General features: G+C 64.0%; 18 protein-coding genes and 1 pseudogene. 12 read left to right on the forward strand and 7 right to left on the reverse strand.

All coding sequences use genetic code 11. The annotated features are described in order from the left end of the window. Positions 1-2 precede the first annotated feature (2 nt). The 5 genes and pseudogenes from HYR72_01305 to HYR72_01325 form a co-directional block, all read right to left on the reverse strand. Complete coding sequence (locus HYR72_01305; protein ID MBI1813594.1) at positions 3-542, reverse strand: hypothetical protein; 540 nt, start codon at positions 540-542, stop codon at positions 3-5. Continuing rightward, positions 539-1018 (reverse strand): archaeosortase/exosortase family protein, encoded by a 480-nt coding sequence (locus HYR72_01310; protein ID MBI1813595.1) that lies wholly within the window; start codon positions 1016-1018, stop codon positions 539-541. Before HYR72_01310 ends, HYR72_01305 begins: the two co-directional genes overlap by 4 nt. A 56-nt stretch (positions 1019-1074) precedes the next feature. Then, positions 1075-1599, reverse strand: coding sequence for a L,D-transpeptidase family protein (locus tag HYR72_01315; GenBank protein MBI1813596.1), 525 nt, complete (start codon positions 1597-1599; stop codon positions 1075-1077). A 267-nt stretch (positions 1600-1866) separates the two neighbouring features. Continuing rightward, positions 1867-2742, reverse strand: a complete 876-nt coding sequence (locus HYR72_01320; GenBank protein MBI1813597.1) for an SDR family NAD(P)-dependent oxidoreductase — start codon at positions 2740-2742, stop codon at positions 1867-1869. Next, positions 2739-2930, reverse strand: a pseudogene (locus tag HYR72_01325) (TetR/AcrR family transcriptional regulator). Before HYR72_01325 ends, HYR72_01320 begins: the two are co-directional and overlap by 4 nt. A gap of 170 nt (positions 2931-3100) precedes the next feature. Here HYR72_01325 and HYR72_01330 point away from each other — a divergent pair. The 10 genes from HYR72_01330 (at position 3101) to HYR72_01375 (ending at position 16382) form a co-directional block, all read left to right on the forward strand. Beyond that, positions 3101-4036, forward strand: coding sequence for a DMT family transporter (locus tag HYR72_01330; GenBank protein ID MBI1813598.1), 936 nt, complete (start codon positions 3101-3103; stop codon positions 4034-4036). A 227-nt stretch (positions 4037-4263) separates the two neighbouring features. Continuing rightward, on the forward strand, positions 4264-5811 hold the full coding sequence (locus tag HYR72_01335) for a sigma 54-interacting transcriptional regulator (protein MBI1813599.1): 1548 nt from the start codon (positions 4264-4266) through the stop codon (positions 5809-5811). Positions 5812-6140: 329 nt separating this feature from the next. Then, positions 6141-6407: a hypothetical protein gene (locus tag HYR72_01340; GenBank protein MBI1813600.1), complete on the forward strand. Its 267-nt coding sequence runs from the start codon at positions 6141-6143 to the stop codon at positions 6405-6407. A 601-nt stretch (positions 6408-7008) separates the two neighbouring features. Then, positions 7009-8481: a hypothetical protein gene (locus HYR72_01345; protein MBI1813601.1), complete on the forward strand. Its 1473-nt coding sequence runs from the start codon at positions 7009-7011 to the stop codon at positions 8479-8481. Between the two features lie 17 nt (positions 8482-8498). Next, positions 8499-9413 (forward strand): zinc ABC transporter substrate-binding protein, encoded by a 915-nt coding sequence (locus HYR72_01350; GenBank protein MBI1813602.1) that lies wholly within the window; start codon positions 8499-8501, stop codon positions 9411-9413. Next, positions 9410-10186: a metal ABC transporter ATP-binding protein gene (locus HYR72_01355; protein ID MBI1813603.1), complete on the forward strand. Its 777-nt coding sequence runs from the start codon at positions 9410-9412 to the stop codon at positions 10184-10186. The genes HYR72_01350 and HYR72_01355 overlap by 4 nt, the downstream gene beginning before the upstream one ends. After that, entirely contained in the window at positions 10186-11094 is a 909-nt protein-coding gene (locus HYR72_01360) for a metal ABC transporter permease (protein ID MBI1813604.1), read from the forward strand. Before HYR72_01355 ends, HYR72_01360 begins: the two co-directional genes overlap by 1 nt. Before the next feature lie 55 nt (positions 11095-11149). Next, on the forward strand, positions 11150-12400 hold the full coding sequence (locus tag HYR72_01365) for a TolC family protein (GenBank protein ID MBI1813605.1): 1251 nt from the start codon (positions 11150-11152) through the stop codon (positions 12398-12400). Then, a complete protein-coding gene (locus HYR72_01370; GenBank protein ID MBI1813606.1) occupies positions 12397-13314 on the forward strand; it encodes an efflux RND transporter periplasmic adaptor subunit in 918 nt (305 codons plus the stop codon). Before HYR72_01365 ends, HYR72_01370 begins: the two co-directional genes overlap by 4 nt. A 2-nt stretch (positions 13315-13316) precedes the next feature. After that, positions 13317-16382, forward strand: coding sequence for an efflux RND transporter permease subunit (locus HYR72_01375; protein MBI1813607.1), 3066 nt, complete (start codon positions 13317-13319; stop codon positions 16380-16382). A 130-nt stretch (positions 16383-16512) separates the two neighbouring features. On the opposite strand, the gene arsS is transcribed toward HYR72_01375, so the two are convergent. Further along, positions 16513-17577, reverse strand: coding sequence for an arsenosugar biosynthesis radical SAM protein ArsS (gene arsS / locus HYR72_01380; GenBank protein MBI1813608.1), 1065 nt, complete (start codon positions 17575-17577; stop codon positions 16513-16515). Between the two features lie 127 nt (positions 17578-17704). On the opposite strand from arsS, the gene HYR72_01385 reads away from it, so the two are divergent. Further along, positions 17705-18037 carry a hypothetical protein gene (locus HYR72_01385; GenBank protein ID MBI1813609.1) on the forward strand — a complete coding sequence of 111 codons (333 nt, stop codon included), beginning with the start codon at positions 17705-17707 and terminating at the stop codon, positions 18035-18037. Positions 18038-18039: 2 nt separating this feature from the next. After that, positions 18040-18294, forward strand: coding sequence for a DUF4926 domain-containing protein (locus HYR72_01390; protein ID MBI1813610.1), 255 nt, complete (start codon positions 18040-18042; stop codon positions 18292-18294). Positions 18295-18399: 105 nt separating this feature from the next. Here the strand turns inward: HYR72_01390 and HYR72_01395 are convergent, their stop codons facing one another. Next, positions 18400-21792, reverse strand: a complete 3393-nt coding sequence (locus HYR72_01395) for a hypothetical protein (protein MBI1813611.1) — start codon at positions 21790-21792, stop codon at positions 18400-18402. Between the last annotated feature and the right edge of the window lie 399 nt (positions 21793-22191).

Below are 22191 nucleotides of genomic sequence, written 5' to 3' on the forward strand. Positions count from 1 at the left end.
GGCTACTTCTTCTTCGCCTTCTGTCGCTTCGCCGGCTGCGGCGCGGGCGGCACCAGCTGCCACAACGCGCGCAGCTCCGGATAGGTCATGACAAACCACAAGCCCAGCGGCGCCACGACGAAGGCCACCAAGCCGGAGAACACCCCGAGCGTGTCTTTGAAAACATTGGGCTGATCCATGATGAACGGATAGGTGAGCACCACGCCCACATCGATCAGGACGTACAACACGCTGCCCAGCGCGGCGGCAATCGCCGCGCGCTTGATACGGATGCCCGGCGTCGCCGCCACCAGCGCGAGGAACGGCACCATCCCCATCGACAACTGGGGTAACTGCACCAGCAGGTGCAGCTTACGAGTGCCGGAGTGAAAGATCGCATCGGTGGGTTTGATGTCGATCCACCACCCATTCACCAGCGGACTGATGGCGCGGGCGATCGTCAACACGGCGCTCCGAAACAGCGTCGCTACGTCAGCCGCCCACCACAGGACGAGCAGGAGTGCGAAGCTCAGCAGAAAGATGCCGGCGAAGCGCCACTTCATCGACGCGACCACTCCACCCAGCTCATGGCGTACAACGTCACCAGCATCAGAAACGCGCCCTGCCACACGTACTCGTGAAAGTACGGGAACAACTGCGGCTTGAACTCGACCACGCGCACCAGCGTCGCAATACGAAACATGTTGACGAACGTGAGGAGCACGACGCCCACCACCATCCCGATAGCCTTGGCGCTAAGCTTGGCCGGATAGGCGGCGATGAAACTCGCGAGGACGAACAACACGAACACGCCGGTACACTCGTGGTTGATGTCGAGGGTCATCCCCGCCACTGCGATGAGGTTGTCGTTCACGGTCGCCTCGCTGCCGACGAGTTGCGCCATCCAGGCGGCGGACACAGCAATGCCCTTCTCGAAGACGTGCAGATGATTCTGCAGCGAGGTGACCACGCTGAGCACACTGAACCCGATGAGGAAGGTAAAGAAGAGCACACTGAAGCGAACGATCGGCGATTTCATGCAGCGCACCATAGAGAGCGGCGCCGGTGGACTCAAGCGCCGAGCTTGGCGCCGGCTTACGGCTCGATGTCGATCGGCGTGCCGTCGTCCACCGCGCGCCAAATTTCTTCTATCGCAGTGTCGGTCACAGCAATGCAGCCATTGGTCCAGTCGCGCCAGTGATAGAGGCGGCCGAGCCAACTCGATCCGTTACGGAAGCCGTGAATCATGATGTCGCCACCCGGCGACACGCCGGCAGCATCCGCCTGCTCAACGTCGGCAGCGTCGGGATACGAGACGTGCAGTGAGAGATGAAATCGGCTCTCCGGGTTACGCCAGTCGAGCACGTAGTGGCCTTCGGGCGTCCTGCCGTCGCCCTCGCGTTGTTTGTGGCCAGCCGGATCCCAGCCCAATGCAACCCGGTACGACTTCAGGACGACCTCGCCCTGCATCAGACGCAGCCAGCGCTCACGCTTGCGGACCACGACGCGGTCCGCCTTCACGCCCGACGGCAATGGCGAAGGCAACCACATCGTGTACGCCAGGCACAGCAGCAGGCCGGTCGTCAGCAACGTCAGCGCTCGAGACCTTGCCTCAACCATCGACTGTCGATTATCCGCATGGCGGCGATCACTCAACCGTGAAGCATAGTGGAAGCGCGACGGGCTTTGAGTCTACCTCCGGAGTCAGCGCTTGAAAGTAGAAGTAAGCCGTTCCGACGCCAGCCGGCTTCTCCGTCGCCTGCCCTATCTCTTATTTCAATGGCTGACCCCGGCGGCCCTAGGTGAGCGCGATCTCGGCACCGATGCTGCGGGCCGCGCCGGTGACGAGCGCGGACTTACCCGCGAGCCGTAGCGGAGTCGTGGTGCTCATTTGCTCTCCTTGGGAAAGTGGGGACGCAGAGCGGCGGCAAAGAGGAGGTCGAGTATCCGGTCGGGCAGGATGCGCGCCACGCGGGTGAGCAGTGCGGCGTCGCGGCCGATGGTGTAGCGAGTGCGCGGCTTGCGCGCCGTCACTGCCTTGGCGATCACCTTGGCCGCGGCGTCAGCGGGCAGGCCCGACTTGGTGAACGACGCGGTCTGCGCGGCGATGGCTTGCACCAGCCCGCCGTAGCGCTGGCTTTGCTCGGGCGTCATGGTCGACGCCAGCTCATGGGCGGTGGCGATTGCCCGGCCGGCCATTTCCGTACGCACGGCGCCCGGTTCGACCACGACCACCTGGACGCCGAACGGGGCGATTTCGCGTCGCAAGGAGTCACTGACCGCTTCGAGCGCGAACTTCGTGCCTGCGTAAGGACCATAAGTGGCCATGGCGATCTTGCCGCCCACGGAGCTGATGTTGACCACGCGACCCTTGCTGCGGATCAGGGCCGGTAGGAGTGTCTGGGTAACGGCGATGTGGCCGAAGAGGTTGACCTCGAACAGGCGTCGCCACTCGTCGATCGCGAAGGCCTCGACCGGTGCGTTGACCGCGATGGCGGCGTTGTTTACCAGCGCCCGCACTGCCCGGCCCTGCGGGTCCCCGTGCACCCGAGTAGCTAGCGCCCGGATGTGGTCCGGGTTGGTGATGTCGATGATCAGCGGCTCTATACCCGGCCCCCGGATTGCGTCGGCGTCCCGGTCGCGCCGGACACCCGCGAGGACGTGGAACCCCCGCCGGGCCAGTTCGCGTGCCGTGGCCGCGCCGATGCCGGTAGACGCACCGGTTATTATGGCGATCTCTTGGATTTCAGGTGACCCTGTCATGACCGCGCTCCTTTCTTCGACGAGCGAGGAGCGAAGCGCGCCGCGAGGAGCTGCGTTCGCTGCTCCATCAGTTCCATCGCGGGCTGATCCGCGAGCAACCCGTCCAGCGCGAGGAGGAAGACCTCGGCGCTCGCCTCGTCGCCCAGGATGGCGGCCACGCACTCCAGCGCGACCTTGCGGTGGAGCGCCTCGCCTAAAGGCGATGCGCAACGTTCGCGCCATCACCAAGACCCCTACTACGGCCGCCCGAACCGGTCCATCGCTGTTCCTACTTTCCAGGCTTGACCCTAGTTGTTCCGCTCATGACCCTAGTTGTTATTGACCCTAGTTGTTGCGCTCACTAGTTGTTCCGCTCAACGTGAAACTTCGTGGAAACGCGGCGGTTGACTGCACCGCGGCACTCCGCCAGTCGTACGCGATGGTCACCATCGCCGCCCCGCTGGATCGTCGCGCCGTGTGGGTGCGTGGCGTCGGGGTGATCGTGCTGGCTTCATTTCTGTTCGGCGCGATGGCGGTGTGCGTGCGAGTTGCCACGCTTGGCATGCAGTCGTCTCAGGTTGCCTTCGTGCGCTTTGCCGGCTCGTTACTCGTGCTGCTCGTCGTCGGTCACGGGCGCGGGCTACGGCCGCGGCCGGGCAATCTCCGCCGCGTGCTGTTGCGCGGCGTGCTCGGCGCCGGCTCGATCGTCCTCTACTACCGTGGCATCGAAGGCGCGGGTGCCGGCTTTGCGACCCTGATTCACTGCACCTACCCGGTATCGACCGCACTGTTCGCAACCACGTTGATGGGCGAGCGCTTCCACGCCCGTCTTGGGGTGGGTTTGGCGCTCAATCTGCTCGGCGTGTTCATCGTGCTCGGGCCAAGCGCGCACGTGAGTCACGCCACCATGCTCGGCGGCCTCAGCGCGATGGGCGCGTCGGTCCTTGCTGGCGGCGCAGTGGCGACCGCTCGGCAACTGCGCGCGAGCGAGGGCGCGTTCTTGATCACGACCTACTTCATGTTGGTCGGTATGGTCATCACGGCGCCGGCTCTACTGGCCGGCCTGCCGCCACCATCGCCGGCGCTGCTGCTCGCACTCGCCGGCGTGGTGCTGACCTCCGTCGGCGGGCAAGTGCTGCTGCACCAAGGCCTCGGCTTCACGCCGGCAATCCAAGGGAGCCTGGCGGCGGCCACCAGTGTGATCAGCGCAGCGGTGCTCAAAGCACTCTGGCTTGGCGACCGTCTCAGTCCGCACACACTGATCGGTGCGTGTTTGATGACTGCCGCCGTGAGTCTCGCCGTCAGCCGACGGTGATCCGCTGGGCGTCCCGATCTCGTATTTCGCAAACGTCCGTAAAATGCGATCTTCTCCGAAGGGTAGGGGCGATGCATGTATCGCCTCCCGTCTTCTCCGCAGTGGGCACGCCCATTCGCGGGCGACGCATGCGTCGCCCCTACAGGGAACGGGACACAGACAAGGCTACTACGCTGGCGATTGCGCGGTTCGTACAGTATGGAACCAGCGATGCGATCGAAGCCCCGATGACGGAGATCTCCACCCAACAGCTCGAACTGCTCTACGACGTGAGTCGTTCGCTGCATGCGCTGATCGAGTTGGACGACTTGATTCCGTGGGTAGCGGAGAAGACCAAACAACTGCTCGACGCAGAAGGCTGCTCGGTCATTCTGCTCGACGAGACCGGGCGCGAACTCTACTTCCCATACACCAGTCCGGAGAATCCCGAGGTCGCCGAGCGGCTGCGCAACTTGCGCATGCCAGCCGACAAGGGGATCGCCGGCGCGGTGGTGCAGAGCGGCGAGTCGCTGCTGGTTCCCGACGTGCGCCGCGACGCGCGGTTCTATTCGGAAGCCGATCAGCAAACCGGCGGCGATACCCGTTCGATCGTGTGCGCGCCGCTGCGCACGCAACACGGCATCATCGGCGTGATCGAGGGCTTCAACAAACGCACGGGGACTTTCGCTGCCGCCGACCTCACCTTTCTCGAAGCGCTCGCCGGCAGCATCTCCGTCGCGATCGAGAATGCGCGCCTCTATCGCACGCTCAAACTCTCGGAAGCGCGCCTACGCGACGAGGTCGCCCTGCTCAGTCGCGAACGGCCGGGTCGGAGTCGCTTTGCCGACATCATCGGCACCAGCGAGGCGATGGAACAGGTCTTCCGGCTGGTCGAGAGCGCCATCGGTTCACCCATCACCGTGCTGCTGCAGGGTGAAACCGGCAGCGGCAAGGAGGTCGTTGCGCGCGCGATTCACTTCGAAGGCCCGCGCAAGGAGAAACCCTTCGTCGCCGTGAATTGCGGCGCGTTCACTGAGAGCCTGCTCGAAAGCGAACTGTTCGGTTACCGCAAGGGCGCCTTCACCGGCGCCAACAGCGACAAGCGCGGCGTCTTCGAAGCCGCCGACGGCGGGACGATCTTTCTCGACGAGATCGGCGACACGCCGCCGACCACTCAGGTCAAGCTGCTGCGCGTGCTCGAACGCGGCGAGTTCATTCGGGTCGGCGATACCGAGACGCGCAAGGTTGATACGCGCATCATCTCGGCCACCAACAAGGATTTACAGCACGAAGTGCGCGCCGGCCGCTTCCGCGAGGATCTCTACTATCGCGTCAGCGCCTTTCCGATTCGCGTGCCGCCGCTGCGCGAACGCCGCGAGGACATCCCGCCGTTGGTGGCGCACTTTCTCAAACGGCTGACCGCAAAGTGGGGAAAGCCGGCAATGACCGCGACGCCCGACGCCATCGAGTGCCTGTTGCGCTACCCGTGGCCCGGCAACGTCCGCGAGTTGGAGCATGAACTCGAACGCGCCGTGACGCTCGCCGGCGAGTCGACCACACTCGGTCCGGAATACTTCTCCGATCGAGTGATCGCCGCGCAGAGCGGAGCGGGCCTCGTGCGGCTTGCCGGCTCGCTCAAACACGCCCGCGATCAATTTGAACGCGACTACATCGCCCATGTGCTGCGGATGCAAAACGGCAACGTCTCGCACACCGCCCGTGCCCTCGGCATCAGTCGCGTCATGCTACAGAAGAAAATGAAAGACTTCGGACTGCGCACGCCTGGTCGCGTTTGAGCTGCAAACTTTCGTCAGCAGCTAACTAGACCTAGCAGCACTCCAGCCTCAGCGATTCAGCGCGTTCTCCGCAGTTGCCGCAAAGAATAGTTTGCGCGAGTGCAGCGCGGCGACTGCGCTCGCATCGTTTGCGACAGCGTCAGTCGCGCGCACCAGCTTGGCACCGTGCTTGCGATGCAACACAAGCAGGAGGTCACGACAATGGTACTCGACATGACGGCTCACTTGGCTCCGATGATGTGGGGGATGATCGCGTTGATGCTGGTCGCGGGCGCGTCGTTACTCGCGTCGCACAACTAGCGCGGATCGATCCGCGAGGAGGTTTCACCATGACAAGCTTACTATCCTTCGCTTCACTGCCTGCGTACGGCACGCTGACGGGTGTGATTGCCGGCGGACCCACGGTGGTCGCGGTACTCGCCTGGGGACTGCTCGCGGCGCTGGTCGGATCGGGGTTGGGACTGTTGCGCAGCGGAACGTCGCGCAACGCGGCCCCGGTCCGCCATGAGTCGGGCCAGCCCGACGCGTGCATCGACGCGGATGCCGTCGCTGCGATTCATTTCGAACTCGAACAGCCGCATCAGGAAGCCGCCTGAAGCGAACCAGCGTCCTGTCGCTGTCCTCCCCTCCCCGCCCGCCGGGCCCGCGCCCGGCGGGGCTCTCGCATGATTCAAAACCCAGCCCGCCGCAAACACTCCCGCACCGTCCCGCCGAGCTGAGCGAAACATCTCGCTGCAACTTCTCCATCCGTGCGTTGCCTCCCTCGTACTTGACACCCCAGTGACCCGCGACTATAGCCGGCACGAATGACTCGCCTCCGGCAACGGACCTTGCAGCGTGTGGGGACACTCCTCGTCCTCGCCCTACTGCTTGTGCCGCTTGCCTTCAGCGGCCACCGGCACAGCGCGAGTCAGCCGACTGCGTCAGATTCGTGCCCGGTTTGCGTCGCAACCCATCATTCACCTGTGATGGGCAGCGCGCCGGCGCCTCAACCCGTACTAGCGCTGCCGATCCTCTCGGTGGCAATCACGCGTCAGGCCGCGCCAGTCGCGGTCCACCGTCCGTTCACGAGCGGTCGGGCACCACCACTCTCCCACGCCTCGCACCTAGCGTAGCGCCGTCACGGTTCCACTCGTATCTGTTCGCGCGCTGGATCATGACGGCACGGCCGTTGTGTATCCGGACGAGGAGGAACCGATGGGATACGTTCTCAGAATCCGCCATTTGGCCAGCGGGCTGATGGCACTCGTGATCATGAGCCTGAGCGCGGCGCGCGCGCCGGCACAGACCGCAGAACAGCTCCAGCAGGATTTGAAAGCGATGAAAACGCAGCTCGATCAACTGCAGCAGCAAATGAAGAAGCAGGAGGCGCTGATCAACAAGCTCTCGAAGGAAAAGGCCGCTTCGCCCGCCGCCGCGCCGGTAGCGGAGGTTCCAGTACGCACAGCGCCAGCGGCGACGAGCCTCGTCGCCGAAGCGCTCCCGCCCGTCGTCGCCACGAGGCAACAAGAGGCTTGGTCTCCAACCGCACCGATGCGGCTGTTTGGTGTGGGTGGAGCGTACATGAATATCTCCTTTGACGTGCTTGTCGATGCCGGTTGGTCGACCCAGCAGGACGTGCCGCTCATCGAGACCGGAGACCACGACCCGCAGCAGCGTGGGTTTACGATTCCGAATGCCGAGGTGGTCTTCGACGGCGCGGTCGATCCCTACTTCAAGGGCGTCGGCAACATCGTCTACAAGCTCGACCAGAACGGTCAGACCAGCGTCGAGTTGGAGGAGGCCTATCTTGTCACCAGTTCACTCCCTTGGAACCTGCAGCTCAAAGTGGGACAGCAGTTTGTTGAGTTTGGCCGCTTCAACCCACAACATCCCCACCAATGGGAGTTTGTGGATCAGAACCTCATCAACGGACGCATGTTCGGGCCGGACGGGTTGCGCTCCGTCGGCGCACGTCTCTCGTGGCTCACTCCGACCTCGTTCTACTCTGAGCTCTTGCTCTCGGTGCTCAACAGCTCAGGAGAGAGCGCCTTCAGCTTCCGCAATTCTAGTGACGACCTCTTCGGACGACCGCCCGTCGATCGGCCGGTGCGTAGCCCAAGCGATATGATGTGGGTGCCCCGATACGTCGCCTCGTTTGATCTAACCGATTCGCAGACGCTGGTTGCCGGCATGTCCGGCGCCTTCGGCCCCAATGCATCCGGTAGCAACACCAGTACACAAATCTACGGGGTCGATGGCTTCTGGAAGTGGAAACCATCTTGGCAATCGGGTGGCTTCCCCTTCGTCGCGCTTCAAACAGAGGGTATGGCACGTCATTATCAGGCGGGGATGGCGGAAGCTGACCCGGCTGCGGGCGTTCCGATATCCCTTCCGCGTGAGACCCTCTACGACTACGGATTTTACGCCCAGGCTGTGTACGGCTTCACGCTCGGCTGGGTCGGTGGACTGCGCGGCGAGTGGGTAGCCAGTGATGAGGGAGCGTTCAAGTCCGATCCTAATCGCGAAGGGCGGGTCCGTGTCTCTCCGAACCTGACGTTCTACCCGACCGAGTTCTCGAAGATTCGGCTGCAGTATAACTTCGACCAGGGTCAGATCCTTGGCGACGACAGTTCCGCGTGGCTCCAGTTCGAGTTCCTGCTCGGCTCGCACGGGGCGCACAAGTTCTAGGCATGAGGAGCCGGAATATGAAATCAATTGGAATCGTCCTTGTGCTTGCTGCACTGCTTCCTGTTGTTGGTTCGGGGCAGGCCGCCGACAAGCTGCGTGTCGTGGCAACAACGCCTGACCTAGCTGCGATTGCGCGCGCTGTCGGCGGTGACTTCGTCGACGTAACATCGATCGCGCGCCCGAACGAGGACCCGCATTTTGTCGATGCGCGACCGAGCTTCATCCGCGTCCTCAACCAAGCCGACGTCTTGATCGAGGGCGGAGCGCAGCTCGAAGCCGGCTGGCTCCCGCCCCTGGTTGAGGGTGCTCGTAACTCGCGTATCGCGGTCGGTAGTCCGGGCCGCGTCGTTGCATCCGAAGGCATCGCGTTGCTCGATGTCCCGGCGCAACTAAATCGCGCCATGGGTGATGTTCACGCCCTCGGCAATCCGCACTATCTGCTGGACCCGCTCAACGCGAAGACGGTTGCCGCTACCATCGTCACAGGGTTGTGCGTGTCCGATTCGACGCATTGCGCGAGCTATCAAGATGGGGCCCGCAAGTTCAGCGCTGACATCGACGCCAGGCTCATCGTGTGGCAAGCGCTGCTCGAACCCGTGCGTGGTACGAAGGTGGTGACCTACCACAGGGACTTCGACTACTTCGCACAGCGCTTCGGGCTCGATGTGGTCGACACCTTGGAGCCCAAACCAGGCATTCCACCGTCGCCCACGCATCTCGTCGAGCTGATACCGAAGATGCAGAGCGATCACGTGCGGTTGATCATCGTCGAACCAAACCGCGAGCGGCAGAACCCAGACTTCGTGTCGGAGAAGACCGGCGCGCGCGTCCTATTGCTACCCATCATGCCGGGGGGCGAGCAGGCCGTCGAGTACATCGAGCTCATCGACTACAATGTCCGCCAAGTTGCGGCGGCACTGAAGACGACATGATCCAACAACCTGCCGGCTCGGAGAATCCGCAGGACCTCGAACGCGCGGCCGGACTCGAAGGGTCGCCCGCGCTCGTATCCCTCGACGACGCCACGGTTGGGTACAACGGCACCGCTGTCTTGCGGCGGGTTTCTTTCGCCGTACACGCCCGTGAATGTGTGGCGCTGCTGGGGCCAAACGGCAGTGGCAAGACGACGCTCTTCAAGACGCTACTTGGCATCCTGCCACCCATCGCCGGCACGGTGCGCCGCGGTCCCGCCGATTCCGTGCGCTGCGGCTACGTTCCGCAGCGCGAGCAGCTCGATGCCATCTTCCCGGTCACGGTCCGTGAAGTCGTGCGCATGGGCGCGTATCGCCGACTGCGTCCGTTCACGCGGCTTCCGGAAGCCTCTCATCAGATCGTGGCCGACGCGCTGGCGCGCGTTGGCGCCAAAGAGTGGGGAGGCCGTCTGCTCAGCGAACTCTCCGGCGGCGAACGCCAGCGCGTGTTGATCGCGCGCGCTCTCGTTTCGCGGCCGACGGTGCTGTTGCTGGACGAGCCGACAACCGGTGTCGACCTGGCAACCGAGTACGCGGTCATCGAGTTGGTGAAGGAGCTGCTGCGCAGTGGGCTCGCAATCGTCATGGTCAGCCACAACCTCCGCACGGTCGAGCAGGTCGCGAGCCGGGTGATCTGGGTGCATCATGGCACGCTGCGCAGCGGATCGCCCGCCGAGATGCTCACGCCCGAACGCATCCGCGAGATGCTCATCCCGGAAGCGTCGATAGGCTGATGGCTACGCTCGTCGAGATCTTGCGATCGGATTTTCTGCTGCGGGAGGCGCTCCTGGCGGGCTTGCTCGTCGGCATCGTGTGTCCGTGGGTGGGGGTGTACTTCGTCTTGCGTCGCATCATCTTTCTTGGGGTCGCGTTGCCGCAGGCGTCGGCCGCCGGGATCGCCCTCGCGTTCCTCTTGCACAATCTGGGTTGGCACTTCCTGCCGCACCATGTCGCGGAACGCTGGATGGCGTTGGGCGGGTCGCTGTCGCTTACGTTCCTGACCATCCTTGGCCTCGCGCTGCTTGAGCGCCGCCCCGGCGTCTCTGAAGGTCGCATCGGCGCGGTCTTCAGCGTCGCGGGCGCGCTCAGCATTCTGTTCGTCGCCGCGAATCCCTTTGGCGAGGCCCACGTGTTGGCACTGCTGAAGGGCGACATCGTAACCGTCGGTCGCGACACGCTGGCCTTTATGACAGTGGCGTACAGCGCGTTGTTCCTCGCATTGCTAGCTTTTCACCGCGAGTTGCTGCTGGTGTCGTACGATCCCGAGATGGCGATCACACTGGGGCGTTCCGTGACGTTGTGGCACGTGGTCTTGTTCTCCATCGTCGGCACCACCATCGCCATCGGTGTCATGACGGTCGGGCCGATGGTCGTCTTCGGCTTGCTCCTGCTGCCGCCACTCGCCGCCTACCGCATGGTGCGGGGCGTGCTGCCTCTGTGCTGCGTTTCTTCGGTGCTGGGGCTGCTGAGTGCGTTCGTGGGCTTCTACGTCGCGTACCGATTCGACTTGCCGCTCGGGCCGACGGATGTTGTCACTGCCGCGGGCGTGCTGGTCGCGGCGACGGTGTTCAACGCCGCCCGGCGCTGGACCGCGGCGAGGGCAAGCGCGCCGGGGCGAACGCAGCAACCGGGCCTTCGATAGGCGAGCCCTTGCTCCTTTTGAAGCATGGCACGGCCGTGCTACGTGGGCGGGCAACGTGCGTGCATCTTGGACACGGCTTCTGCTTGCGGCGAGCGCGATCATCGCGCCGTGGGGTGCGCGTGCCCTCAGCGCGGGCGAGCAGCTCACGCTCGCCGATGCGCTGACGCGGGCGCGCACGCAGCCGGCGTTGCGCGCCGCGCAGGCGGAGGTCGAGGCGGCGCGCGCGCGGTTGGCGCAAGCGGGACTGATTCAGGCCAACCCGGTGATCACCGGCGATGGCGCCTGGCATCGCACGCCGCCGGATACTCACGTCGACAGCGCCATCACCCTCGGGCAAGAGGTCGAGGTCGGCGGACAGCGCGGGCTGCGACTCTCCTCGGGACAATACGATGTCGACCGCGCGGAGCATCTGTTCGCCGACAAGTCGCGGACAGTCGATGGCGAAGTGCGCCGCGCCTTCTTCGGCCTCGCAGCGACTGAACGGCGCAAGGCGCTCGCGGCAGAGAGCGCGACCATCGCCAAGCGAGTGCTCGAAACCACGCAGCGGCGCGCGCGCGCGGGTGATGTCGGCGACCTCGAAGTGCAACTGGCGCAAATCGAGAGCACGCGCGCGGCGCAAGCAGTCGCCACGGCCGAGACCGATCGCGCTCGCGCCGTCGCCCGCTTCGCCACTGCCATCGGCGCCGATGCGCAAGAGTCGCTCGTCATTGCGGTCGCGGATACAACGCCGGCGGCGTTGCCCGCACTGCCGCCGGAGGACACCTTGGTCACGCAGGCGCTCGACACACGTCCCGACCTCGCCGCCGCCCGCGCTGAACGCGCGCGCCTCGAAGCCGAAGCGCGGCTCACGCATCGCCGCGCACTGGTTCCGAATCCGACCATCCGCGGCTTCTATCGTCACGAGCAAGCCAACGAACAGATCGTCGGCGGCGAGATCGAAGTGCCACTGCCGGTATGGAATCGCGACCAGGGCACCGAAGCGGCGCTCTACGCCAACGCGCGCGGCGCCTCTGCCGAAGCCGATCGCTTGGCGCGCGAGATCCCGCGCCAGATCCATCTTGCCGTCGCTCGGCGCAACGCCGCGGCCGACGCCTGGACGCGCTACGAGCGCGACACCGTCCCGGCCACGAACAGTGCGCGCGATCTGATCGAGCGCGCCTATGCCAGCGGCTATCTCGGCTTACCCGACGTGCTGGCGCAACAAGACCGCTTGTTGCAGATTCGCTCCGCCGCGATCGCCGCGTGGCTGGACCTGCGCGAGGCAGAGGCCGATCTCATCGAGGCCGTAGGAGAGGAGCCGAAGTGACCCGATCATTGACGCGGCACGCACTGGCGTTGCTCACCGCCCTCCTCCCGCTCTCCGCGTGCAACCGCAACGCGGACGAGCGCCACGAACAAATCGAGCAGACCCAGCAGGCCACAGTGCCCGGCGTCGAGACGGTGAGCGTCGCACTCGAAGAAGTGCGCGACGTCGTTCGCGCGTTCGCCACGGTGACGGCGGAAGCGGATGCGCCGGAGTTGCGCGATGCGCGCGCGCAACTCGCCGAAGCGGACGCCCGCCAGCAACTCGCGACGCAGACCGTGCGCCGCCTCGAAGCGCTCGCACGGACCGCTGTTGCGCCTGAGAAGGAACTGCAAGCGGCGCGCGCGGAGCAAGCGGCGGCGGCGGCCACGGCGGCGCGCGCGCGCCAGGCGCTAACGGCATTCGGCAGCAGTCCCGAACGCACGCCGTTGGCGAGCGATGAGGTCTGGGTGCTCGCTCAGATCGTCCAAGCCGACGTGGGACAGATCACCGTCGGCAGCAGCGCGCGCTTCATCGCAGACGCATTTCAGGCGCAGCCGTTCACCGGCACGGTCGACGCCACCCCGGCCTACATCGATCAGACAACGCGCACCGCGCCCGTCCGCTTGCGCGTGCGTGATGGCGGGCATCGCCTGCGCCCCGGCATGACCGGCGGCGCAGCGATCGAAGTCGGCGCGCTGCGGGCTGCGGTAGTGGTGCCGTCCGTCGCCGTCGTCTACGACGCCGAGCGACCGGTAGTGTTCATCGAAGAGAGCGCCGGCCACTACAGCGCGCAGGCCGTCCAGCTCGGCGTCGCGCGCGATGGGCGCATCGAGATCGCCGGCGGACTCAGCGCCGGCGCACGGGTTGCCACCACCGGTGCGGCCAGCTTGCTGTCGGCGGTCCGACTGCCCGGCGCTTCCGACGTGAGACCGTAATCATGGTCGCGCGATTGGTGCGCGCGGCGCTGACGCACCGCACTGTCGTCTTCCTGCTCGCCACGGTTGTCGTACTGCTCGGGCTCTACGAAGCGTGGCAGGCGCCGCTCGATGTCTTCCCCGAGTTCGCGCCACCGATCGTCGAGATTCAAACTGAAGCGCCGGGCTTCGCGGCGCCAGATGTCGAAGCATTGGTGACCACGCCGCTGGAGTTGGCGCTAGCCGGCGCGCCGGAGATCAAGAACCTGCGCTCGACATCGACGCCCGGCTTGTCGGTGATCACGGTCGTGTTTCCGTACGGCGCCAATCCGTTGCGCGCGCGGCAGTTCGTCATCGAGCGCTTGGCACTCGCCGCGGAACAGTTGCCACGCGGCGTCAAGCCAGCGGTCGCGCCGCTGTCGTCAGCGCTGACGTACATTCTCGCGATCGGGTTGCGGGCCGGACCGGAGATGTCGCCACTGACCTTGCGCGATCTCGCCGAGTGGACGATTCGCCCCAGACTACTCGGCGTCGAAGGCATCGCCAACGTGTTGGTGTTCGGCGGCAACAGCCGTCAGATCCACATCACCACGACTCCCGAACGCTTGTGGGCCGCGCGTACCTCGCTCGACGATCTCGCGGATGCGGTGGCGGCCACCGATGCGCCGGCCGGCTCCGGCTTCTTCGACCGCGCGGGGCAACGCTTGCCGACCTGGCTCGACGGTCGCATTCACACCCCGGCGGATCTCGCACGCGCGCCGTTGCCCGCGCACGACGGAATGGCGTTGTCTGTTGGCGCGGTCGCCGATGTCGCCGAAGGTCCCGGCGTCGCGGTCGGCGGCGCGACCGTCAACGGAGAGCCCGGCGTGGTGTTGCTGGTCACCAGACAACCCGGAGTAAACGTGGTCGCCGTGACAGCCGCAGTGGAAGACGCGCTGCAGGCGGTGACGCGCGTGCTACCGCCGGGCGTACGGGTAGACCCAGCGATGTTCCGTCAGGCGACATTCATCGCCCACGCGCTCGGCAACTTGCGCCGCGCATTGTTGGCGGGCGCGGTGCTGGTAGTGCTGGTGCTGATCGTGTTCATCGGCAACCTGCGCGCCGCGCTGATCAGCGTCGTCGCCATCCCGCTCTCCTTACTCACCGCGGTGGCCGTGCTGCGCGCCGCCGGCGTAACCATCAACGTGATGGTTCTGGGCGGGCTCGCGATCGCCACCGGCGAAGTCGTCGATGACGCGATCATCGACGTCGAGAACGCGTGGCGCCGCCTGCGCAGCGCGCCGGCCGGATCGCGGGCCTTCGACATCGTGCTGGCCGCGTCGGTCGAAGTGCGCAGCGCGGTGGTCTACGCGACCGCGATGGTAGCGCTGGTGTTTCTGCCGGTGTTCATGCTCGGCGGCCTCGAAGGGGCATTATTCCGCCCGTTGGCCGCCGCATACGTATTGGCAACGCTCGCGTCGCTCGGTGTGGCGCTAACGGTCACGCCTGCGCTCGCGCTAGTGCTGTTGCCCGGTGCGGTGCGGCAGAATCCCAAGCCGCCGCGCTTGATGACCACGCTGCGCCGGCACTACGAGCGCGCGCTCCTGCGAGTGCTAGCCCACCCGGCAGCGGTGATCGTCGCGAGCGCGGTGACAGTGCTGGCGGGCGTCGCGTTGACGCCGCTGCTGCGGTTGGAATTCCTGCCGGATTTTCACGAGACCAATTTCGTCATGCACATGACCGGCGCCCCCGGCGTGGGGCTCGATGAGTCGGCGCGTGTGGGCGCGGTGGCGGCTCGGGCACTACTCGACGTGCCGGGCGTACAGTCGGTGGCGCAACAGATCGGCCGCTCCACTCTGTCGGAGGACACCTGGGGGGCGGAGCGCAGCGAACTGTTGGTGCAGTTGGCGGCCGATGTCGATGCCGCGCACATCACCCAGATGATCCGTGATCGGGTGGCGCAGATCGGCGGCTTCGCCTTCGATCTGAAGCAGTTTCTCAACGAGCGGATCGAGGAACTTTTGGAAGGGACCGGCGCTGCCATCGTCGTACACCTGCGCGGCCACGAGCTCGGCAGCCTGGAACAAGCCGCGCGCACGGTGAGCGAGCGCGTCGCCGCGGTTCCCGGCGCGGTGGACGTCTACGCGCCCGGCGCGCTGACCGCGCCGGGGATTCACATTCGCCCGCGCCGCGACGAGATGTTGCGGCTGGGCGTGCCGGTGTCGACCGTCGAGCGCGCGCTGCGCAGTGCACTCGGTGGGCTGCCGGTTGGGCGGCTGGTTGAAGGTGAGCGGCAAGCCGACGTGGTGTTGCGACTCGCCACCGACGCGAGCAGCGATCCGACGCGTATAGCGCGGTTACCGTTGATTTCGTCGAATGGTCGCGTGCTGCCGTTGAGCGCAGTTGCCGACGTGGAGGTCACGCCGTTGCGCAACGCCATTTCGCACGAGGACGGCGTCCGGACCATCGTGGTGCGGCTCGACGCCAGCGGTCGCTCGCTCGAACAAGTCGCGCGCGATGTCGCACACACCGTGGCCGACGTGGCGCTGCCGGCGGGCGTGTATGCCGAGGTCGGCGGCGAATACGTCGCCGCGCGCACTGCGCAGCAGCGCCTGCTGGGATTGGGCGCGCTGGCGTTGGTGGGAATCTTCGCGCTGCTGGTGTTCGACTTTCAGTCCGTGCGCCTCGCCGCGCTGACGATGGTGAATGTGCCGCTGGCGTTCGTCGGCGGACTCGCGGCGGTGCTGCTGGGCGCCGGCGGACGGCTGTCGCTCGGTGCGATTGTCGGCTTCGTGACGGTATTCGGCATCACGATCCGCAACGGCATCGTGTTGATCGCTCACTTTCGCCACGTCGAAGCCGAGCGCGGGCACGCGCTCGATCACATCGAGATCGCCACAGCGGCGGCGAATCGGCTGGCGCCGATCCTGATGACCGCTCTCACCACCGGCATTGCGCTACTGCCACTACTCGCTCTCGGAGGTCGCGCCGGCGGCGAAATCGAGCAGCCGATGGCCTTGGTGATCGTCGGCGGCTTGGTGACGTCGACGTGGCTGAATCTGTTCGTCGTGCCGATCTGGTACGCGCGTGCCGCAGCACCTCGCGCGTGACCGACCCAAAGAATCGGAATTCTGCGCAGAGACGCAGTGTCGCAGAGTCCAGGGAAGGCCCATGGAGGCGTACGTCTCTGCCTCTCTGCGTCCCTGCGTCTCTGCGGTGAATTCCGATTCTCTTCAGAACCTATTGCAGCGCGCCGCCGCAGCTCGATCCCGCGCCGGCGGTACAACCGAAGCAGTGTGCGGCGGTGCGGACGCGAGTACCGTTCAGATTCGACAGATCGTCGACGTTCCAAATCGTCAGAGCTTCGCCTCCGGCGGCGGACACAATCGGGAGTTCGAGCATCTGATTGAAGTCGCAGTCGTAGAGCGTGCCCTCCCACCCGACACTGAGCAAGCTGCGACACATCAGCCCCTCCACGGTTACGGGATTGAAGTGATTGACGAGCAGACCCATGTACTCGTCGAGCTTCCCCCAGCGCTGGAGCTGTTCGGCGAAGCGTTTGATCGGCATGTTGGTGATGGTGAAGAGATGGTGGAAATCGATGTCGAAGAGCGTTTTCAGTTCGAGTTTGTATCGGGCTTCAAGCTGCGTTTGCTCTGGCGGGAGGAAGTTGCCGACCGGGTTGTAGACCAGGTCCAACATCAACGATGAATCGGCAAGGCCGTAGCCGAGCTGATTGAGCCGACGCAGCGCGGCGATGCTTTGGTCGAACACCCCATGACCACGCTGCTGATCGACGTTTTCCGCGGTGTAACACGGCAGCGAACAGACCAGTTCCACGTCGTGGTCGCGATAGAACTCGGGCAGATACTCCATGCCGGACACACGCGTCACGGTAAGATTGCAGCGCACGATCACGCGCCGCCCAAGCGCGCGGGCCTGCTCGACCAACCAAATGAAATTCGAGTTGAGCTCCGGCGCGCCACCGGTGAGATCGAGCGTCTCAACGCCGGGATGCGCGGCCAGCAGCGCAACCACGCGCTCGGCAGTGGCGCGGGTCATGATCTCAGTCCGCTTCGGCCCCGCGTCGACATGGCAGTGATGGCAAGCTTGATTGCAAAGCTTGCCGACATTGACTTGCAACGTGCGAAGCGTGCCGCGCGTCAGCGGTGACAGACGATGCTCGCGCAGCGCGTCCTCGAAGTCGTGGTGCGGGTGAGTTTCAAGCTGAGTGTGCACACTGCTCCGATGCCGGATCGCGGCAGTTGTTGCAAGCTCGAAGGGACATGCCCAACCCCTTGCCATGGGAGACCAGCCGGCAGAATCACCGGGTTGGCGAGCCCATGAACCGACGGTGCTCCGCTCTGTGTTACTCCCGCAGGTGAATTCCCAACCGGTTAGCGGTAAAAGCAAGCGGCCGCGGATTAAAGAGATGAAACTGCCGAATGGCACACGTGCGGAGGTGGGCACGAAACTCGAGGACTACGTGCTCAACCCCTGGCACAGGGAGGGCCGCCACAAGGCTCGCGTGTTCGAGTCGGCGCTCGGGATCACCCTCGCAAACGCCAATGCGTTGCGGCGGGCCTTGCTCGACGCGGCCGCCAATTCGGACGATGTCAAGGACCGCGGCGACAACGGGTTTGGTTCGGAGTACACACTGAGCTTCTCGCTGACCGCGGGCAAGGCGAGCGCCAGGGTCTTGAGTGCGTGGATCATCCTGCACGGCGAGGACTTCCCTCGGCTCACGACCTGCTTTATAGTCTGACCATGCGCTCCGAGATTCATCTGCACGATGTCGTCGCGCTCTTGGAAGACATCCGGGCAAACCACTTCGAGACTGGCGAGCCACTCTTGTTGCGTCGTGGTCAAATCGGGACCGTCGTCATGAAGTACGACGACACCGTCGAGGTGGAGTTCGCGGATCGCAGTGGTCGTGCGTACGCGCTGCAATCGATCAGCACAGCCCGCCTCATGGTTCTCCACGACTCGCCGGACCATCCTTCAGTCGTATCCGCACAGTGACGGCATGGCCGGCGGGCATCGGGTCCGATAGCGGCCTAGGCTTGTGGGTCGCCTCGCAAATTGCCCTGGAGGGTGATCCGGAGGGATCGAGCCTATCAGCCGCTCCTACTGCACGGACTCCAGGGCGTTCACGTCTAATTTCACGAGTTCCGCTATTTCCTTGAGGATCGAACCTATCTGCTCATTCTCGGGCCCAGCTAGAGCTTCCCGAACGCGCTGACGCAGATCGTCCACAGTGTCAGGCGGGAACTCGGAAGGCAGATTCGGGTGCGACGACAGCAAATCCCGCAGCCATTGCAGTCCGGCCTGATTGCGTCGAGCAATCAGTGGTGTGAACAATCGAAACACCGCGTGCTGATCTCCCTTTAGCACTTCGGGATCGGACAATTCGGCGGCGTAGAGATTGAAGAACGTTTCGGAGATATTGCCGTCCATAGCCGCGGCTTCCTCATACAACTTTCGGCGATACATTTTGCGACCGCCGTCAGACAGGGGTTTCACGAGATCGTCATAGCCCTCAATAGCGTATGGCGGGGAGGATTCTCCACGCAGTATGAGCTTCGCGAATTCGACCAACGCGTCCTCATAGCTCTTTGGGAGCGTCAGTTTGGCTCCTTTCCCCACAAGCGCGGCTACCAATTTCACAAGTTCGCCGTTCTGGCGTAGCTCGTCTCGCCAGCGAGTCATCTCAACAGCATGCAGACCTTGCTCGCACCAGGCCGCAAACCCGTGGTCTAACGCCATGGCGGCGTGAACCAGCTCGCCATAAAGCCCAGCCTTCTCTGGCTCGAAATTGCCCGCCACGAGATCGCTGACGAGTTGTGAACTTACTCTCGCCAGCAGGGATCTAAACGCATCCCCCAGCTCGGCGCGGAGCAGTTCCCATCTTTGGACCACCACATCAGAAGTGTAGACTTCGGTGGCGTCGTCGCGTCCTGCGATCTCCTTGAGACACCAAACTACCAGAGGCTTCGATATCGGAGTTGCGTCGGCAACCTTCAGTAGGAGCGGAAAGTCATGGTTGCGCAGAACCAGATCCAGAAACTTCGCGTTGAACCATGGCGAGCCAGCCTTAAGAAATCCCATCAGAACCTCGTGCCCGTTCGTCGCATTACCGACCGTCGGCGGCGCCGGTATCGTGGGCGCGCTGCGCAAGTACAAGAACGAGCAAAGGGCAACTCCATCCTCATTCCCGCCGCTCTGAGCTTGATAGAGGTTATGGAGGAGGTGCCCGCCTGACGCGAGCGCCTTGATTCTTTCCTCCGTTGCTTTGTAAACCCCTCCAAGCTCGCAAAGGGTATTCAGCAGGGCGCCGACCTCCACAGCTCCGCAGGTTTGATCTGCTTGCAGCCTCTTCTCGACTGCTTTCACGATTGAGCCCCAGTCGACGCTGGAGTGTGCCGATTGTAATACACGCATTGCGCTCACGTGCTGGGCGCTAAACTTGCCGCTTCCAATCACTTCACGTACGGCATCGAGGACCGCTCCAGGATCGCCCGAGCGAAACAAGGGCCAGAAGTCGCCAGACTGATTCCTGCCCGCGAGTACTGCACATGCCGCGATGTACGCCGCTGGCCGCCAAGCGACCTCCAATCCCTCCGCGTATGCTTGCGCGCGGCCTGCCGCCTTGAGGTCACCCAAGAGGAGAACCATTCCCTCAACCCATTGCTCAACCGTTCCAGGCGCAACCTCCTCGCCGCTACGGGCCGCCACGCCAGTCAAGATCGCATCCAATTGCGTCCGCGCAAACGGAGAATCGGGAAGCAGCCTACAAAGAGCCGCCAATCCCCGAGCGGTCGTTGAGTCAAAGGGCCACCACTCGTGAACCATGGACGCGCCTTCGCGAAGGTCCTTAAGTATCGACCGCTGAGCTGGTTGCGAAGGCTCCTGCATCAATCCACTTTCAACCAAACAGTGTGCGGCATTCGCCAACCTTGCGTTCTCTGTGCTGGCCCAGTCGCTGAGCCGAATCGATTCGAGCACCGCCCAGAAGCCAGGATACGACGCAAGGCTCCCGAGACCTCCAGCATCTCCACTGCCAAGCGCAGCCTCGACCGGCTCGCGCAACACAAGCTGGTGTGCCAGCTTCTCCTCTACGTTAAAGGCGAGGACAGCGATGTGGTCGCGCACTTTGGAAGAAACGAGGCCGACTACTTCGCGCGTTGGGATCTCTCCTTTTCTTAAGCCATCGACGATTTTTTCGGGCGCTTGTCGTTCACCCGCACGCCAGAGGAGGACGTAGTATGCTGCGTCAGGCAGGGGAATCGTGTCCCCCCACTGCCGATGGATTGCGCCCAGCTGATTCACGAAGAGTTTCAGATCGCGGGGAGTCGGCGGCTCACTGCTTCCTCGGAGCACCGCGAAAAGTCGGTAGACCGAGTGAAACTCTGACTCTTCATGGTTCCGGGGAAAAGCCTCCTTCAGGAGATCCATCAAGTACGTCACCCAATTGGACAGAACTGGAAGGGGAACCCTGAACCGCACTTGAAAAGTTTTGGCGAGGAATGATTCGGTTACGCCTGCATTGTCTTTCCATAGCCCCTGGATACCATCGGGATCGTACAGGATCAGAATCCAAAGGCGTTTGAACCATGGCCACGATCGATCCCTCCGTTGCTCGAGGAAGGTCCGCAGCGTGGAGAGGATAGAGAGGGCGTCTGCCGCCGTCACTCGGTCGAGATTGTCCAACACGAGCAAGAGCCTCCGATTCTCGTTCGCCAGTGCCTCCTTGAGCAGGTCGCCAAAGTAGTCCTCGAATTCAATCGACGTCGGATCCGGGTCCTGAATGGTGGTTGTCTGAACCTGCGTCACCGCCTTGTTGACCAGAAGAGCCCAGGATTCCTCCTTAGTGGCTTCATCTGTTCGAGCGGCTTCATCTGTTCGCAGCGGACGAGTCAGGCCTACTAGCGTACCCACGATGAAATTCGCAAAGAGGACGAGAAGTGGCCCAAGCGAAAGGACAACTCCGCCCAGGAATTTCCACGCGAGCAAGGATGATCTCGTCGCTAGGGTGACGCCCTCATCGCGGAGGCCGGCCCCTAGCAGCGCGAGTCCGAGCGGCACGAGAAGGACCGAGAGTGTGAACTGCTTGCCAAGCGCGGTGAGTTTGGGTGTGGTCGTTGTGTTAGTAGTAGTCCGCTTGCGCGCGAGTTCTTCTGTCCGCTTGAGCCACGTCTCCGGGTTGACCCACTTCAACTGCCGCAGGTGGCGCGTGAGGCTCTCAAGAAACGTACGGCGCAGCGGGTCACCTTGATGCGCCCAAGCGTCGAACGGAAGAAGTGTGATGTCAGCTTCGTTCGTCAACTCCGCCGACAGCAAGTTCACCACCGTAGTTTTTCCGGAGCCCCACCCACCCTCAATGCCCACCGATCTTCCACCATCTTCGGATCGGACAAGATCGGCTAAAGCCGCCGCAACGCGATGGTGCGGCCCAAATGCGTCCTTTGTTGCAGGAGCGTCCGAGATCAGACGAGTTGTACAACCATTGGTTTCAGTCACCTTCACCTCTCGGCAAGTGTGAAGGTCCTAGCACAACTAATGCACCAGACGATAGAAGTGGGGTAGCAGATCAGCTCCCCGGACCAGGAGGTAAGTAATCATCGAGGGCATCCGCAACAGCGGAACCGCTCGTCCTGGGAAGCTGCCGTCTTTGTGACGGCGTCTCGAAGGACGTGCCTCGATGAAATCGACAGGCGGAGCCTGTTGGCGACGCGACGCCGCAGTGGCCAGGCGGTCTCACGTCTTCGGCGTGCTCGGCTTGTACGGAAGCACCGTCGGGATCATGAGGCGGCTGGCGACGATCTACCAGCGGCCCTGTTCGTTGAGCAGGTTCGTGCTCAAGCCATTTGTCCGCGTGGAACTTTCGGATGGAGCGCGCCGATGGGCAATGATATAGAC

The organism is Deltaproteobacteria bacterium (assembly GCA_016178705.1).
In the GTDB taxonomy this organism is placed as follows: Bacteria; Desulfobacterota; Binatia; order HRBIN30; family JACQVA1; genus JACOST01.